The 16186-nt window shown below is 66.0% G+C and carries 16 protein-coding genes; 8 read left to right on the forward strand and 8 right to left on the reverse strand.

All coding sequences use genetic code 11. The features are described 5' to 3' along the window. The first annotated feature begins 14 nt into the window (after positions 1-14). The 6 genes from E3T27_RS06470 (at position 15) to E3T27_RS06495 (ending at position 4482) form a co-directional block, all read left to right on the forward strand. Positions 15-1313, forward strand: a complete 1299-nt coding sequence (locus E3T27_RS06470; RefSeq protein ID WP_134572000.1) for a ThiF family adenylyltransferase — start codon at positions 15-17, stop codon at positions 1311-1313. A gap of 3 nt (positions 1314-1316) precedes the next feature. Beyond that, positions 1317-2648 carry a molybdopterin molybdotransferase MoeA gene (locus tag E3T27_RS06475; RefSeq protein WP_134572001.1) on the forward strand — a complete coding sequence of 444 codons (1332 nt, stop codon included), beginning with the start codon at positions 1317-1319 and terminating at the stop codon, positions 2646-2648. Next, positions 2645-3154 (forward strand): cyclic pyranopterin monophosphate synthase MoaC, encoded by a 510-nt coding sequence (moaC, locus tag E3T27_RS06480; protein ID WP_233200547.1) that lies wholly within the window; start codon positions 2645-2647, stop codon positions 3152-3154. Before E3T27_RS06475 ends, moaC begins: the two co-directional genes overlap by 4 nt. Positions 3155-3293: 139 nt before the next feature. Continuing rightward, positions 3294-3974 carry a molybdenum cofactor guanylyltransferase gene (gene mobA / locus E3T27_RS06485; protein WP_134572002.1) on the forward strand — a complete coding sequence of 227 codons (681 nt, stop codon included), beginning with the start codon at positions 3294-3296 and terminating at the stop codon, positions 3972-3974. Then, positions 3971-4243 (forward strand): DUF6457 domain-containing protein, encoded by a 273-nt coding sequence (locus E3T27_RS06490; protein WP_104196012.1) that lies wholly within the window; start codon positions 3971-3973, stop codon positions 4241-4243. The genes mobA and E3T27_RS06490 overlap by 4 nt, the downstream gene beginning before the upstream one ends. Continuing rightward, positions 4243-4482 (forward strand): MoaD/ThiS family protein, encoded by a 240-nt coding sequence (locus E3T27_RS06495; protein WP_134545566.1) that lies wholly within the window; start codon positions 4243-4245, stop codon positions 4480-4482. Before E3T27_RS06490 ends, E3T27_RS06495 begins: the two co-directional genes overlap by 1 nt. Positions 4483-4557: 75 nt before the next feature. Here E3T27_RS06495 and E3T27_RS06500 read toward each other — a convergent pair whose 3' ends face one another. After that, a complete protein-coding gene (locus tag E3T27_RS06500; protein WP_134545565.1) occupies positions 4558-4980 on the reverse strand; it encodes a molybdenum cofactor biosynthesis protein MoaE in 423 nt (140 codons plus the stop codon). After that, positions 4980-5495, reverse strand: coding sequence for a MogA/MoaB family molybdenum cofactor biosynthesis protein (locus E3T27_RS06505; RefSeq protein ID WP_104196015.1), 516 nt, complete (start codon positions 5493-5495; stop codon positions 4980-4982). The genes E3T27_RS06500 and E3T27_RS06505 overlap by 1 nt, the downstream gene beginning before the upstream one ends. A 159-nt stretch (positions 5496-5654) precedes the next feature. On the opposite strand from E3T27_RS06505, the gene E3T27_RS06510 reads away from it, so the two are divergent. Both E3T27_RS06510 and E3T27_RS16515 read left to right on the forward strand, forming a co-directional pair. Next, positions 5655-6980, forward strand: coding sequence for an MFS transporter (locus tag E3T27_RS06510; RefSeq protein WP_134572003.1), 1326 nt, complete (start codon positions 5655-5657; stop codon positions 6978-6980). A gap of 97 nt (positions 6981-7077) precedes the next feature. Then, positions 7078-7215 carry a hypothetical protein gene (locus E3T27_RS16515; protein ID WP_166786126.1) on the forward strand — a complete coding sequence of 46 codons (138 nt, stop codon included), beginning with the start codon at positions 7078-7080 and terminating at the stop codon, positions 7213-7215. 78 nt (positions 7216-7293) lie between these two features. Here the strand turns inward: E3T27_RS16515 and E3T27_RS06515 are convergent, their stop codons facing one another. The 6 genes from E3T27_RS06515 to E3T27_RS06540 all read right to left on the reverse strand — a co-directional run bounded on the left by E3T27_RS06515 (position 7294) and on the right by E3T27_RS06540 (position 16135). Then, the gene (locus E3T27_RS06515) at positions 7294-8706 is read right to left on the reverse strand and encodes a dicarboxylate/amino acid:cation symporter (RefSeq protein WP_134572004.1); all 1413 of its coding nucleotides are present in this window, start codon (positions 8704-8706) and stop codon (positions 7294-7296) included. Positions 8707-8839: 133 nt separating this feature from the next. Next, positions 8840-9193, reverse strand: a complete 354-nt coding sequence (locus E3T27_RS06520; protein WP_134572005.1) for a DUF488 domain-containing protein — start codon at positions 9191-9193, stop codon at positions 8840-8842. 9 nt (positions 9194-9202) lie between these two features. Beyond that, on the reverse strand, positions 9203-9961 hold the full coding sequence (narI, locus tag E3T27_RS06525; RefSeq protein WP_104196019.1) for a respiratory nitrate reductase subunit gamma: 759 nt from the start codon (positions 9959-9961) through the stop codon (positions 9203-9205). Beyond that, positions 9958-10683, reverse strand: coding sequence for a nitrate reductase molybdenum cofactor assembly chaperone (gene narJ, locus E3T27_RS06530; protein ID WP_241992155.1), 726 nt, complete (start codon positions 10681-10683; stop codon positions 9958-9960). Before narJ ends, narI begins: the two co-directional genes overlap by 4 nt. Next, positions 10680-12347: a nitrate reductase subunit beta gene (gene narH / locus E3T27_RS06535; RefSeq protein ID WP_134572006.1), complete on the reverse strand. Its 1668-nt coding sequence runs from the start codon at positions 12345-12347 to the stop codon at positions 10680-10682. The genes narJ and narH overlap by 4 nt, the downstream gene beginning before the upstream one ends. Continuing rightward, complete coding sequence (locus E3T27_RS06540) at positions 12347-16135, reverse strand: nitrate reductase subunit alpha (RefSeq protein ID WP_241992156.1); 3789 nt, start codon at positions 16133-16135, stop codon at positions 12347-12349. Before E3T27_RS06540 ends, narH begins: the two co-directional genes overlap by 1 nt. Between the last annotated feature and the right edge of the window lie 51 nt (positions 16136-16186).

Raw genomic sequence — 16186 nt, forward strand, 5'->3', positions numbered from 1 at the left:
CCTAGCGTTAAGTCATGGCTATTCCACCCCTTGTCGAGCCCGTTGATCGGCTCACCGCCTCCGAAACCGTGCGTACCGCCCGCCAGCGCCGCCTCCCCCAGCTCAATGAACTCGGTCAGCGCCGCCTCGCCAACGCCCGGGTGCTCGTGCTCGGCGCCGGTGGACTCGGCTCCCCCGCCCTGCTCTACCTCGCAGCGGCCGGCGTGGGCACCATCGGTATCGTCGACGATGACGACGTGGAACCGAGCAACCTGCAGCGCCAGATCGTTCACGGGCAAGCGGATGTCGGCCATCCCAAGGTAGACAGCGCCGCCGAGCGCGTCGCCGAGATCGCTCCGGAAACCACGGTCGTCCGGCACTCCGAGCGTCTCGTGGCGAGCAACGCGGCCGAGATCATCGGCGGCTACGACATCGTCATCGACGGCACCGACAACTTTCCCACCCGGTTCCTCGTCAACGACACCTGCGCGCGGCTGGGGCTGCCGCTGGTGTGGGCATCCGTTTTGCGGTTCGACGCCCAGCTCTCGGTGTTCTGGGCCACTCCGCCGGCCGGCAGCGGCATCACCGGAGTGCACCTGCGCGACTTGTTCCCGACGCCACCGGCCGAGGGCGAGGTGCCCAACTGCGCCGACGCCGGTGTGCTTGGCGCGCTGTGCGGCCAGGTCGGGTCGCTCATGGCGACCGAAACCATCAAGCTCATCACCGGGATCGGCTCGCCCCTGATCGGTCGGGTGCTCGTGATCGACGCGCTATCGGGTCGGTTCAACGAGATTCCCCTGCTCGGAACCGGCATTGCCGCGGAGCCGACCGCCGCCGAGATTGCCGCCGAGCGTTCAGCTGAGCTCGCCCAAGCGGCCCTGAAGAGCACCCCCGAGGTCTCGAGCGTGGAGCTTGTCAACCGCCTCGCCGCGCAGAGCGCCGGCACCGACAATTTTCTCGTCGTGGACGTGCGCGAGCCGAATGAATTCGCCGAAAGCTCGATTCCAACGGCCCGGCTTTTGCCCATCGGTGAGCTTCTTACCGATGGGGCGCTCTCAGACAGTGGCCGCGCCGCGCTGCCTCAAGACACGCCACTGATTTTGCATTGCCACGCCGGCGGCCGGGCCGCCCGCGCCGCGAACGCGCTGCGCGAGGCGGGATTCACCGATGTTTCGGTGCTCACCGGCGGGATCCTCGCCTGGGATGACCTCGTCACCGCCGGGGGCGCCTCGGGTATCGGCAGCCGCTGGGAGTCACCAGAGCCCGTCCCCACCAGGCAGCACGCCTCGGCGGGCGACGACGGCACCACCGACCAGTCAGACAGTCTGGTCTAGCCGGTGACCGACACGGAACGCACACACGGGCACACGCACACCGAGCGGGCGGATGCCTGCGCACCCGCCGCATCCGCACGCAGCGTTGCCGCTCACCTCGCGATCGTGCTCGGCAGTGTCGATCCCCTGCCGCCGGTGCGGGTCGCGCTCGACGAGGCTCGTGGTCTCGTATTGGCCGAAGACGTACTCACGGTGACCGACACGCCTCCCTTCGACAACTCCGCGATGGACGGCTACGCCGTTATCCTCGCTGATCTGCTCGAAGCATCCGCTCAGAACCCGATCACCCTGCCCGTCGTGGCCGACCTCGCCGCCGGCACGGACCAGAACCCGCGCCTGGTCCCCGGGCAGGTCGCGCGGATCATGACGGGCGCGCCCATTCCCGACGGTGCCGATGCCGTCGTGCCGATCGAAGACACCGACCAGGGCACCGAGCAGGTCACCATCCTTCAGGCGCCCAAGCCCGCGGCGCATATACGCCGGGCCGGCGAAGACGCCCACGCCGGCGACCGGGTGCTGCACGCGGGCAGCGTGCTCTGGCCTACCCGGGTCGCCGCAGCGGCGAGCGCCGGAACCAGCTCTGTTCTCGTGCACCCCGCTCCTCGGGTGGCCGTCATCTCCACCGGCAGCGAACTCGTCACTCCCGGCAGCCCGACGCGTCGCGGCCAGATTCCCGATTCCAACTCCTTTCTGCTGTCGGCGGCCGTCGCCGAGGCCGGTGGGATTCCCGTACGGATCGGCGCCGTACCCGACGACGACGATGTGCTGCGGGCGGTGTTGACCGAGCTGGCCGGCCAGGTCGACGTGATCGTGCTCTCCGGCGGGGTGAGCGTTGGAGCGTACGACGTGGTCAAAGCGGTGCTGAAGCCGCTCGGCACGGTCGACTTCGGACCGGTCAAGATGCAACCCGGTAAGCCGCAGGGGTTCGGACGCTGGCCCGCCACCGACAGTGTGCCCGGACCGCTGATCTTCGCCCTGCCCGGCAACCCGGTCAGCGCCTACGTGTCCTTCGAGGTATTCGTGCGACCCGCGCTGCGGCGTCTGCTCGGCCAGGAGACCCTGCATCGGCGCACCGTCACCGCTACGGTCGTCGATGGCTGGCGTTCCCCGCCCGGACGTGCCCAGTACATGCCCGTCATCCTCACGCGCCGCACCATTGACGCCGACAGCACAGACGGCAGCGCAGACAACATCGAGGCACGCCCAGCTTCTCGCGGCGGGTCGGGTTCGCACCTCGTCGCCGGCCTCGCGCAGGCCAACGGGCTCGCCATCGTTCTCGAAGACACGACTCACATTCGCGGCGGCGACCTCATCACTGTCATGCTGACATCATGACGCACACCACCGACACGACCGGAGCGACCATGGCCGCACAGCTGTTCACCCACCTCGACTCGGCCGGACAGGCTCGTATGGTCGACGTAACCAACAAGGTTCCGACCGTGCGCAGCGCCACCGCTGCCGGTTTCGTGCGCTGCGGCGCGACAGTGATCGCCGCCCTCCGTGACGGCACCGCGCCCAAGGGCGACGTGCTCGCCGTGGCCCGTATCGCCGGAATCCAGGGCGCCAAGAAAACCGCCGACCTGCTCCCCCTGGCCCATGTGATCGGCGTACACGGCGCCGTCGTCGACCTCGTCGTTGACGATGACGGCGTCAGCATCACCGCCACCGTACGCACCGCCGACCGCACCGGCGTCGAAATGGAAGCGTTCACCGCCGTCACGGTCGCTGCCCTCGCGGTCGTCGATATGGTCAAGGGCCTCGATAAATCCGTCACGATCGAAAACGTGCGCCTCCTCGCCAAGAGCGGCGGCAAGAGCGGCGACTGGCTGCGCGCTTGACCCGGCGCGATTCCGGCACATCCTTCGCTCCAAACGGATGCCCCGCCATCATCACGGGCGCGCACCGTTTCGGTAGCCGCTATACCGGTTACCGGAGCGCGCACCGAAATCGGGCGCTCCCCTCCGCTGGGCAGGCGACATGAGTGCACCTGCAGGCGCCACTGTCGATTTACTCGTGCTCGCCGGCGGCCGCGGCCGCCGACTCGGCGGCGCACTCAAGCCCGCGGTCGAAGTGGCCGGGCGTACCCTGCTCTCCCGGGTTCTCGACGCCCGCCCGGTCGCCCGGAACGCCGTCGTCGTCGGCCCGCCCGCAGCCCGGCCCGCCGCCGGCGACCTACCGGACGACGCCCTGGTCTGGGCCCTGGAGGATCCTCCGTTCGGCGGCCCGGTGGCCGGCATCGCGGCTGGCCTCACAGCGCTTGCGGCGAACGCCGATGCACCCGCCGATTGGGTGCTCGTACTCGCCTGCGATCTGCCCTGGGGAGCGGATGCCGCCCGCCTGCTCGTCGCGGCAGCATCCGCTGCCGAGACCATCGGTGAACAGACCGAGGGCGTGCATCTCACCGACGACACCGGCCACGCCCAATGGCTTGCCGGGATTTACCGGGCACCCGCCCTGCGCGCCGCCGTGGACCGACTGGGCACTCACGTGAATGGTGCCAGCATGCGTGAGCTGCTCGCGGGACTCAACCTCACGGGGCTGCTGGACGAATCCGAAGCCGGCGCTGACGTGGACACGTGGGAAGATGTTGAGAGCAGCACCGCTCGCTTGACCGGTGCTCCGACAATTCAGCCCGACCAAAGGAGTGACCCCGAATGAGCTCTACACCGTTGCCTCCCGAAGCGCTCGACGAGTGGCTCACGGCCCTCGCCGATCGGCTGCAGCTCGACCCAGCCGACGTGCCGGTCGGCGACCTGCTCGACGCAGCCCGCGACATTGCCCACAACGTAGCCCGGCCGGCCGCTCCCCTGAGCACCTTTCTGATCGGCCTCGCCGCCGCGAAGAACGGTGGAACGGGCACCGATATTGAAGCTGCCTGCGCCGCCGCGAGCGAACTCGCCCGCGACTGGGCACCCGAGAAGCTCTGATGGCGACCCTGCGATTCTTTGCCGGCGCAGCCGAGGCCGCCCAGACCGACACGGCCACGCTCGACGCGGGCACGATCGGCGAGTTGCGCGCCGAGCTCGCTGAGCGCTACGGCACCGAGTTCATGCGCGTACTCGAGCTGTGTTCCCTGCTGGTGAACGGCGCCCGCGCCGGTGATGACGCGGTCACGCTCGCACCCACCGACGCGGTCGACGTGCTCCCACCCTTCGCCGGCGGCTGACCACCCGGTTTTCCGCACGCGACTTCCAAGATGTACCCCGTCGCTTCGGCCCTCGTAGTTCCTGACCGGTCGAAGCTATAAACCGACCCAGGAATGCGTTCCGTCAACCTCGTACTGCTTCTTCCAGATCGGCACCTCTGCCTTCACGGCCTCGACGAGACTCTCACAGGCCGCGAAGGCGTCGCCGCGGTGCGCGCTCGCCACGACCGCCACGAGGGCGAGGTCACCGACCTCGAGGTGTCCGATGCGATGGCTGACCGCCAGTACCACCAGCGGATGCTTCCCCCGCACCCGGTCAGCGATCTCACCGATGATGCGCCCCGCGTCGGGATGCGCACTGTAGTCGAGGCCCGTGACGCGGCCGGAAGCATCCGGATCATGATCGCGCACCTGCCCGATAAACGTCACCACTGCCCCGTGGGTCGCATCGGACACCGCCGACAGGTGTTCACCCACGTCGAGCAGCGACTCAGTGACCAGGGCGAAGCCAGCAGCCATCAGTGGTCCCCCCCGTCGAGCTGGTCGATGATGTGCCGCACGAGCGGCGCAAGAATGGCCACACCGTCGCGCACCGCGCCGGTGGAACCGGGCAGGTTCACGACCAACGCACCGTTGTTGCCGACCGAATCGGCGATGCCGGCGATACCGCGGGACAGCACCGCGGTGGGGATCGTCGCGGCGCTCAGCGCGCGCATCCGCTCGGAGATTCCCGGCAGAATAGTGTGGATCACGGTCGTCGTGCCCTCGGGTGTGAGGTCGCGCGCCGACACGCCGGTGCCACCGGTCGTCACGACGAGGCGAGCGCCATCGCCGAGCGCTGCCAAGATCGCTCCCGCCACACTCTCGATGCCGTCGGGCACCACCCGCGGTGGCCCGCACGGAATGCCGACCTCCGCAAGCGCATCGACGGTGGCCGGTCCCGACCGGTCTTCGCGCTCCCCGCGCGACGAGCGATCAGACACGGTGATCACGACGGCCCCGAGTTCGGCACCAAGCTTGAGCTGAGTTTTCACCGTTCTACACTACCGCGACGCAGCCCGAGCGGTCCGGTACCGGCATCCGCTCTGGGCCGAATTCATTTATCACGGTGTTTGCGCGGTGCACGCCGATCGGCAAACGAACAGGCTGGTTACGCAGCGGGCCGTATGCCCGACAACCAGCCGAGGAATCCCATGTCAACCGTCTTACCACCACGCGTTACGTCCACGCTGAAGCCGGACCTCTCCAATTGGGATCCGGAACACGACGAAACGTGGGATTCGCGCCTTGCCTGGCGCACCCTGTGGATCACGACTTTCAGCATGACCCTGGGCTTCGCGGCCTGGTACCTGGTCAGCGCTATCGCCCCACGGCTCAACGACATCGGCTTCGACCTCGGTACCAGCCAGCTGTACTGGCTGGTCGCGCTGCCAGGCCTCGCCGCCGGCCTGTTGCGACTCATCTTCATGTTTTTACCGCCGATTCTCGGCACCCGCGTACTCGTCGCCCTGTCGAGCGCCCTGCTGCTGCTGCCGATGATCGGCTGGACCCTCGTCGCCCGCGACGCATCCACCCCCTACTGGGTGCTGCTGGCACTCTCGTTCGCCGCGGGTATCGGCGGCGGCAGCTTCTCGGGGTTCATGGCGTCGACGAGCTATTTCTTTCCCAAGCGCCTGGCCGGAACGGCCCTCGGCCTGCAGGCGGGGCTCGGCAACTTCGGCATCGGTCTCATTCAGCTGCTCACTCCGTGGGTGGTCGGTTTCGGCCTGCTCGGCACTGCCGCCCTCACCCCGGAGAGCGACTCGAACGGTGAACTGGTCTGGCTGCACAACGGCGGGCTCGTGCTCATCCCCTGGGTGATCCTCGCGATCGTCCTCGCCCTCCTCTGTCTCAAGCGTGTGCCGATCAAGGCCAACTTCAGACAGCAGCTCGACATCTTCACGGTCAAACACACCTGGATCATGACCGCCATCTACCTCATGAGCTTCGGCGCATTCAGCGGCCTGGCCGCGCAGATGGGCCTGATCATTCTCAACGTGTACGGCGATTTTCCGGATGCTCCCAACCCGCTCGCTTTTGCCTTCATCGGCCCCGTCGTCGGCGCCCTCGTGCGCGCGGCCTCTGGCCCGCTCTGCGACCGGTTCGGCGGCGCCATCTTCACCTTCATCGGCGGCGCAGGCATGGCCGTCGGCACCACCGTCACGGTATTCTTTCTCACCCCGACGAGCGTCGACGAGTTCGACGGCTTTCTCACCGGCATGATCATCATCTTCTTCTTCTCCGGGCTGGCCAATGCCGGAACGTTCAAACAGATGCCGATGATCTTTCCCAAGCGGCAGGCCGGCGGAGCGATCGGCTGGACAGCGGCGATCGCCGCCTTCGGACCGTTCATCGTGGGTATGGCCCTCACCGGCATGAGCCCGACCACCTTCTTCATCGGCTGCTCCGCCTTCTGCGTGCTCTGCACCGGGCTTGCCTGGTTCTATTACGCGCGTCCCGGTGCCCCCAACCCGAGCTGACGCTCCCTCCATCGACCCGAAGCCTCCTCCTCCTCCAGCGGGGGGCTTCGGGTTTTTCCTGCCAGCAGGGGGTCATACTGACATGAGGAGGTCACCGATGACCAAAAATGAAGAACCAGTAGGCGGCGACCCGGCCTGCTGGCTCGAACAGGTGTGCCCGGAGTGCGGCGCCTACGTCTCCGGCGAGTTGCCGGCCACCTGTTGGCGGTGCAACACGGTGGTCTCGCCGTCCTGACGGCGTGAACCGGGCATCCGTCAGCCATTGTGTGAAGCGGATGCCGGGCCGCGCCTGACTGCGTTGTACTCGGTACGGTTAGACGCGCGTCTCGGACAGTTCAGACGGCGCGGGCTCCGCTACGTCGTCCGTAAAGGGCTGCGAGGTTCGCGGCGCGTTGTACAGCGTCTCGTCGAGGATTCCCTGGCGCTTGGCCACGATCGTGGGCACGAGCGCCTGACCGGCCACGTTCACGGCGGTGCGGCCCATGTCGATGAGCGGATCAATAGCCAGCAGAAGGCCGACCCCGGCCAGCGGCAGACCCAGCGTTGACAGGGTCAGCGTCAGCATGACGACGGCGCCCGTGGTGCCGGCCGTGGCTGCCGAACCCAGTACGGATACGAGAACGATGAGCAGGTACTGGGTGAGGTCCAGCTGAATTCCGAAGAACTGTGCCACAAAGATGGCGGCGACGGCGGGGTAGATAGCCGCGCAACCATCCATCTTGGTCGTCGCCCCGAGCGGAACAGCGAAGGATGCATATCCGCGCGGTACGCCCATGCTGCGTTCCGTGACGCGCTGCGTCAGCGGAAGGGTGCCAATGGATGAGCGCGACACGAAGCCCAGCTGAACAGCCGGCCAGACGCCGGAGTAGTACTGCTTGACGGAGAGACCGTGCGACTTGATCAGTACCGGGTAGACCACGAACAGTACCAGGATCAGGCCAACGTAGATGGTGGCTGCGAACTTGCCCAGCGAACCCATCGTGTCCCACCCGTAGACCGCGACGGCATTACCGATCAGGCCGATCGTGCCGAGCGGCGCGATGCGAATAATCCACCACAGCACCTTTTGAATGACCGCCAGAGCTGACGCGTTGAGGTTCAGGAATGGCTCGGCAGCTTTGCCCACCTTCAACGCGGCAATGCCTACCGCGATGGCGATGACGAGAATCTGCAGCACGTTGAAGCTGACGGTGGTACTTGCGATGCCATCGACGACAGAGGTATTGGCGCCGAGTCCGAGGAAGTTCTTCGGGAAGAGCCCGGTCAAAAATGCCCACCAGTCCCCGGTCTTGCCGGTGTATTTGGCATTTTCGGTAATGCCCGTTCCGGCTCCCGGCCGCACCAGCACGCCCAGTCCGATGCCGATCAGAACGGCAATCAACGCGGTGATGGCAAACCACAGCAGAGTGTTCCAGGCCAGCTTCGCCGCGTTGGACACTGCGCGCAGGTTCGCGATGGAGCTGACCACGGCCGTGAAGATGAGCGGTACGACGGCAGCTTGCAGCAGCGAGACGTAGCTTGACCCGATAATTTTCAGGGTCGCACCGAGACCGTTGGGGTTCGCTTCGGTACTGCCGGTGTATTTGGCCATCAGCCCGAGGCCGAGACCGATGATGAGCGCGGCGATGATCTGAACGCTGAACGAGCGCACCCATTTGGGAAATCTGCTGCCGTGGGTACTGACGGGAACTACTGAAGTCACTGGTTCGACACTTCCTATTGTCATTCGTGAGTCACACTGGCGCCCCTGTCCCGCGCAGCGAAGCCCCTTGAGAGTCCACGGCCGCGTGCAGGCGCCTTTATTCCCAAGGCTGAAAGGGGGCGCAGTATTCCTTCACGTGGTACGTGACGTTCTGCGGCTACTTCTCCTGCAGGTATTCGGCGAGCACCCGCGCATGGTTCACCCGTGGGTCCTTTGCTCCATAGACCAAAGTGGTCACGCCGGCCGCGGCGAGCGCGCGAAGCTGCACGACGGCCGCCTGGGTCTCGGTAGTGCCGTCGAGTTCGGCGCGGTAGCGCACGGTGAACTCGTCCATGCGCTTCGGGTCGTGCTTCCACCAGGTGCGGAGCTTGGGTGACGGCGCGATCTCTTTCAGCCACTCATCGAGGTCGGCGCTCTCCTTGGAGACACCGCGCGGCCAGAGTCGATCAACCAGCACCCGGCATCCATCAGAAGCGGATGCCGCCTCATACGCCCTCTTGATCCGCACCATGAAAACAGACTACTTTCTGGAGCGTTCCAGCGGGCGCTCGCTTTTCTCCCAGCCCCGGTGGGGCGCCCGCGAACCGGCGCCTCGAGGGTCGTCGCGGGAACGGTAGACAACGTAGGGGCGCACGAGGTAGCCGAGTGGCGCCGAGAACACGTGCACCAGTCGGGTGAATGGCCACAGCAGGAACAGCGTCGTGGCCGTCAGCACGTGCAGTTGAAAGAAGAACGGCACGTCGCTCATCAGCGACGGGTCGGGCTGCAGGCTATACAACGAGCGGATCCAGGGCGAAATCGACCCGCGATAGTCGTAGCCGCCGCCGAAGATTTGATACAGCACGGTCGCCGTGGTGCCGAACGTAATCGTACTGGCCAGGAACACGTACATGACTTTGTCCATTACCGTTGTGACCAGCAGCACCCGTTTGGTCAGGCGGCGGCGGTAGATCAAAATGGCGAGCCCGGCAACGGTGAGTACGGCGGCGAAGCTGCCCAGCCAGGTCGCACCGAGGTGGTACATGTGCTCGGTCACGCCGAAGAATTCCAGCCACGGCTTGGGAATGAACAAGCCGACGACATGCCCGCCGATCACCATGAGAATGCCATAGTGAAACATGGGGGAACCCCAGCGCAGCAGGCGGTTCTCGTAGGTCTGACTGGACCGCGAGGTCCAGCCGAACTGGTCATAGCGGTAGCGCAACAGGTGGCCCACCACGAACACGCCCGTCGCGGCGTAGGGAAAAGCGACCCAGAGCAGGTAATCCCAGGCGGTCATACTCTCACATCTTCATTCGCGTGCGCGGAAAACGGCTTCAAATTGCCGAGGTAGGTCATGCCGACCGTCTCGGTCGGCGGCCCCTCATTGACCAGGTTGAGGTAGCGTTCACGGGTCTCGTCGTCGATCATGGGCAACGACAGGCACACCGCCTCAACCAGGTGGGCGTAGGGACTGTTGAATTTCTCGAGCGCCGAGCGCAACACCTCGATGCCGTCGCGGTGCGCGGCGAGCAGTTCCTGCGCGATCGGCGAATCGGAAAGCGCTGAGAATTCCAGCACCATCGGCAGGTAGTCGGGCAGTTCGTCGGCATCCACCTGCCAGCCCGCCGCCCGGTAGGCCTCGACGAACCGCACGAGTGCCATACCGCGGCGGCGGGTATCGCCGGCGGCGTAGTAGGTGAGGTACGGGCAGCATTTGCGTTTCAGGTCGAAGGTCGCGGTGAAGTGCGTTTCGAGCTCCTGCTGGCTGAGCTCGTTGACCGCCGTGAAAAAAGCCTGGAAGCTGCGGCGCAACTCGCCGGGCAGATCCGCAACGGATTCCTCCACCAGCGAAAACTGCGCCCGCCGTTCCGGCGCGGGGTAGTCGAGCAGAATCGACGCCGCCATGTGCGCGATCACTCCTTGCTCGGGCGTCAGCGGAACTGCCGCAATCGCTCGCGGAGCCGTCTTGGGCGCCCGAAAGCCGAAGTTCATCCGTGCGCCGAGGATTCCGACGTTCACGCGGGGCTCCCGGCATCCGCGATCGGCGGGAACATGCCCTGGGGCGCTCCGTTACCGTTCCAGTTGAGCAGGTTGACCCGGCCCGGGGTGGTCGGCGCGGTCGCACTCGGGCGCCCGGTCATCTGGTTGTAGTTGTCGACGGTGGCACCGAGTGGCATACCCACGGTGTTGCCGTATGGGCCGCTGTGCCCGGCGGATCCGGGGCCGCCCATGCCGGGGCCGCCGTCGGTGTCGAGCGAGCAACCGAGCTCTTCAAGCTCACGCGCGGTCTCAACGTGGGCCTTGGGAATGACATAGCGGTCTTCGTACTTGGCGATTGCGAGCAGCCGATACATGGCCTGAATCGTCTCACCGGTCATGCCGACCGCGTTCGGAATGCGCTCGTCGGGCTCGTTGCCGAGGTTGATATCGCGCATATAGGCGCGCATCGCGGCGAGCTTGCGCAGTGACAGCTCGACCGGAACCACGTCTCCGGCCGAGAACAGCCCGGCGAGGTATTCCACCGGGATGCGCAGCTTGTCGATCGCGGCGAACAGGGTGCGGGCGTCTTCCCCGTCGCTGCCCGAGTTGCTGACGACATCGACCACGGGCGAGAGCGGGGGGATGTACCAGACCATGGGCATGGTGCGGTATTCCGGGTGCAGCGGCAGGGCGATCTCGTACTCGGAGATGAGCTTGTAAATAGGGCTGTTCTGGGCCGCTTCGATCCAGTCGTCAGCCATGCCCTCCGCCTGGGCAGCGGCGATGACGTCGGGGTCGAACGGGTCGAGAAAGCAGGCGCGCTGGGCGTCAAGCAGGTCCTGATCGTTTTCGATCGAGGCCGCGGCAAGCACCGCGTCGGCGTCATAGAGCATGAGGCCGAGGTAACGCAGGCGTCCGACACAGGTTTCGGAGCAGATGGTGGGCTTACCCTGCTCGATCAGTGGGTAGCAGAGCGTGCACTTCTCGGCCTTGCCCGTTTTGTGGTTGAAGTACACCTTCTTATAGGGGCAGGCGGAGACGCACATGCGCCAGCCGCGGCATCCGTCTTCATCCACGAGCACGATGCCGTCTTCTTCACGCTTGTACATGGCGCCGGAGGGGCAGGCCGCGACACAGGCGGGGTTGAGGCAGTGCTCGCAGATGCGCGGCAGGTAGAACATGAAGGTCTCTTCGAACTCCATCTTCACGTGCTCGCTCATCGTGGCGAGAATCGGGTCCTGCGCGGCGGTTTCCTGCGAGCCGCCCAGGTTGTCGTCCCAGTTGCCCGACCATGTGATGTCCATGTCCTGGCCGGTCAAAAGCGACTTCGGGCGGGCGACCGGGCTTTGCGTGCCGGCCGGGGCGGTGGTGAGCATGTCGTAGTCGTAGGTCCACGGCTCGTAGTAGTCGTCGATTTGCGGCAGGTTGGGGTTGTTGAAGATCTGCGAGAGCTTCTTCAGCCTCCCGCCGGCCTTCAGCTGCAGCCGGCCGCGCTTGTTGCGTACCCAGCCGCCCTTCCACTTCTCCTGGTTCTCGTACTCGCGCGGGTAGCCGATGCCGGGCCGCGTCTCCACGTTGTTGAACCAGGCGTACTCCACACCGGTGCGGTTGGTCCACACCTGCTTGCAGGTGACGGAGCAGGTGTGACACCCGATGCACTTGTCGAGGTTCATAATCATCGACATCTGGGCCATGACACGCATTAGTAGTCCACTTTCTGGCTGCGACGACGAATCACGGTGACCTCGTCGCGTTGGTTGCCGGTCGGGCCGAGGTAGTTGAAGGCGAAGGACAGCTGGGCGTAGCCGCCGATCAGGTGGCTGGGTTTCAAGAGGATGCGGGTCAGCGCGTTGTTGGTGCCGCCGCGCATACCGCTGGTTTCGGCGACCGGCACGTTGATGGTGCGGTCCTTCGCGTGGTACATGTACACCGTGCCTTCCGGCATGCGGTGAGAGACGATCGCCCGCGCCACGACGACGCCGTTGCGGTTGTACGACTCGATCCACTCGTTGTCGCGCACTCCGATCTTGTCGGCGTCCTGCGGGCTCATCCAGATCGTCGGCCCGCCGCGGGAGAGCGAGAGCATGAGCAGGTTGTCCTGGTATTCGGAGTGGATCGACCACTTCGAGTGCGGGGTCAGATAGCGAACGGCGACCTCCGCGTGACCTGCGGCCCCGGTCACCCCGGCACTGGAGACGCTCGTCGCGCCGACGATCGAATCGTCGAACAGGCGGTGCATGTCCAGCGGCGGCCGAAAGATGGGGAGCTGCTCGCCGAGCTCGATCATCCAGTCGTGGTCGAGGTAGAAGTGCTGGCGACCGGTGAGGGTGTGCCAGGGCTTCAGGTGCTCGACGTTGATGGTGAAAGCACTGTAGCGGCGACCACCGTGCTCGGAACCCGACCACTCCGGGGAGGTAAGCACCGGAACGGGCGCTCCCTGCACATCCGGGTAGCTGAATCGGCGGCCCTCGTTGTCGCTGGCCAGTTGGGCGAGCTTGACGCCGGTGCGTTCCTCGAGCTGGCGAAAACCCTGGGTGCCGAGGCGGCCGTTGGTGGTGCCGGAGAGGGCGAGCACCATTTCGCAGGCGTGGATCGCCGTCGACAGGCGCGGGCGGCCGGCGGCTGGCCCGCTGGGCACCAGGCCGTTCTTCTTGCCGAGGTAGGCGACCTCCACGTCGGGGTTGAATTTCACCCCCTTGGTGACCATGCCTTCCGCGGCGGTGAGCGGGCCGAGCGCGCCGAGCTGTGCGGCGAAGGCCGGGTAGTCGCGTTCGACAACGACGAGCCTTGGCATGGTGACCCCGGGAATGAGCGGTTGGTCGCTGAGCACAATGCCGTGCGGCGTGGCCATGCCGTCCGGGGTGTCGTGTTGCAGCGGAGCGGCGACGAGGTCTTTCCGCACGCCGAGGTGCTTCACCGACATTTCGGAGATTTTCGCGGCGAGCACGTGAAAGATGTCGAAGTCGGTCTTGGCCTGCCATGGCGGCGCGATCGCCGGATTGAACGAGTGAATGAACGGATGCATGTCCGTCGTGGAGAGATCATTCTTCTCGTACCAGGTGGCCGGGGGCAACACCACGTCACTGTAGATAGTCGTCGACGTCATGCGGAAGTCGCTCGTGACCATCAGGTCGAGCTTGCCCTCCGGCGCGCTCTCATGCCATTTCATGGTCTTCGGCCGGCGAGCCGGCATCGATTCGACGGCGCGCACAGCGGAAGGCGCCCCGAGCAGGTGCTTGAGAAAATACTCGTTGCCCTTGCCGGAGGAGCCGAGCACGTTGGCCCGCCACACTACGAGCACGCGGGGAAAGTTCTCGGGGGCGTCGGGGTCTTCGCAGGAGAATTCGAGCGAGCCGTCCCGGAGCGAATCGACCACGTATTCCGCTGGCTCCTGGCCCGCGGCTGCGGCGTCGTCGACGAGGTCGAGCGAGTTGCGGTTGAACGTGGGGTAGCTGGGCATCCAGCCGCGTTTGGCCGAATCGACCATGGTGTCCGCGGTGGTGCGTCCCGTGAATATGCCGGCGCCGAGCGGGCTTGCCAGGGTGTCGGCGCTGAGTCCGTCGTAGCGCCACTGGTCGGTGGCGAGGTAGAAGAAACCGGTGCCGATCATCTGGCGCGGCGGCCGCACCCAGTCCAGGCCGAAGGCGTATTGGCCGTATCCGGTGAGCGGGCGCACCTTCTCCTGGCCGACATAGTGGGCCCAGCCGCCGCCGTTGACGCCCTGGCAGCCGGTCATGGTGGTGAGCGCGAGAAAGGCGCGGTAGATGGTGTCGGAGTGGAACCAGTGGTTGGTACCGGCGCCCATCAGAATCATCGAACGACCCTGTGAATCCTCGGCATTCTGCGCGAACTCGCGACCGATGCGCGCGGCGGCCTGCCACGGCACCGAGGTGATCTCTTCCTGCCAGGCGGGGGTGCCGGGCGTCGACGCGTCGTCGTACCCGGTGGGCCACACGCCCGGCAGGCCGGGACGACCGACGGCGTACTGGGCGAGCAGCAGGTCGAACACGGTCGTCACGAGCACGCCGGCGACGAGGCGTACCGGTACGCCGCGGCGCACGATGCCGGCCGCTCCGGCGTGCTGTTCACCGGCATTGTCCGCGCCCGGCGTGACGTCGAAGCGGGGCAGGTCGATTGCGACGGTGGCACCGTCGTAATCGGGGGCATCCGCTATCGAGAGCAGTGGATCGCGACCCTCGAGGTCGAGGTTCCAGGTGCCCTTGTCGGCCTCGCTGAACCGGTGGCCGATCGAACCGTTCGGCACGAACGGTTCGGCGTTTTCGTCGAGCATGACGGTTTTGAAGGCAGCGCTCGACACGGATGCGTCGGTGCCGGGCAGCGCGTCGGCCGTCAAAAACTTGCCGGGGACCCAGGCGTCCTGGCGCGGGGTGAGCGCGATCAGGTAGGAGGAGTCGCTGAACTTCTTCATATAGTCAACGAAACGCGGAGTGCGGCGGTCGACCAGGAATTCCTTCAGTACGACGTGCCCCATGGCGAGCGCGAGGGCGCCGTCGGTGCCGGGGTGCACGGCGAGCCACTCGTCGGCGAACTTGGAGTTGTCGGCATAGTCGGGCGAGACCGTGATGACTTTCTGGCCGCGGTAACGGGCTTCCACCATGAAATGGGCATCCGGGGTGCGGGTGACGGGAACGTTGGAGCCCCACATGATCAGGTAGCTGGAGTTCCACCAGTCGGCCGATTCGGGGACGTCGGTCTGGTCGCCGAACACCTGTGGGCTCGCTACCGGCAGGTCGGCGTACCAGTCGTAGAAGGAGAGCATGGTGCCGCCGAGCAGCGAGATGAAGCGGTTGCCAACGCCCTGGGACACGATTGACATGGCCGGAATCGGGCTGAAACCCGCGACCCGGTCTGGGCCGTATTTCTTGATGGTGTGTACGTGTGCGGCGGCGACGATTTCGGCGGCCTCATCCCAGCTGGCACGCACCAGTCCGCCCTGCCCGCGGGCACTCTTGTACTGGCGGGCAGTCTCGGGGTTACCAGTGATCTCTGCCCAGGCGAGCACCGGGTCGCCCAGGCGGGCCTTCGCTTCGCGATAGAGGTTCAGCAGTACACCGCGCACGTAGGGGTAGCGCACCCGGGTGGGCGAGTAGGTGTACCAGCTGAAGGCGGCGCCGCGGGGGCAACCGCGCGGCTCGTATTCGGGGCTGTCCGGGCCGACACTGGGATAATCGGTCTGCTGGGTTTCCCAGGTGATGATGCCGTCTTTGACGTACACCTTCCACGAGCAGCTGCCGGTGCAGTTCACGCCGTGGGTGGACCGCACCTCTTTATCGTGGGTCCAACGGTCACGGTAGAACGTGTCGGCGGCGCGGCCGCCGTTCTTGAACACGCTGCGCAGGTCTTCGCTGGTTTCGCCGCGGCGCAGAAAGCGGCCGAGCTTGATCAAAGAGTCGGCGACCGGGCCGTCGGTGCCGGGCTTGGTCGCGGCGCTGGTGGAAACTCTGATGCTGGTGTCTATGCGCTTTTTCACGGCTGTCCCTTACCTGCCGGGGAATGCCGCTGCGGCATTCCCCCTCGAAAT

This window comes from Cryobacterium lyxosi (genome assembly GCF_004403345.1).
Lineage (GTDB): Bacteria > Actinomycetota > Actinomycetes > Actinomycetales > Microbacteriaceae > Cryobacterium > Cryobacterium lyxosi.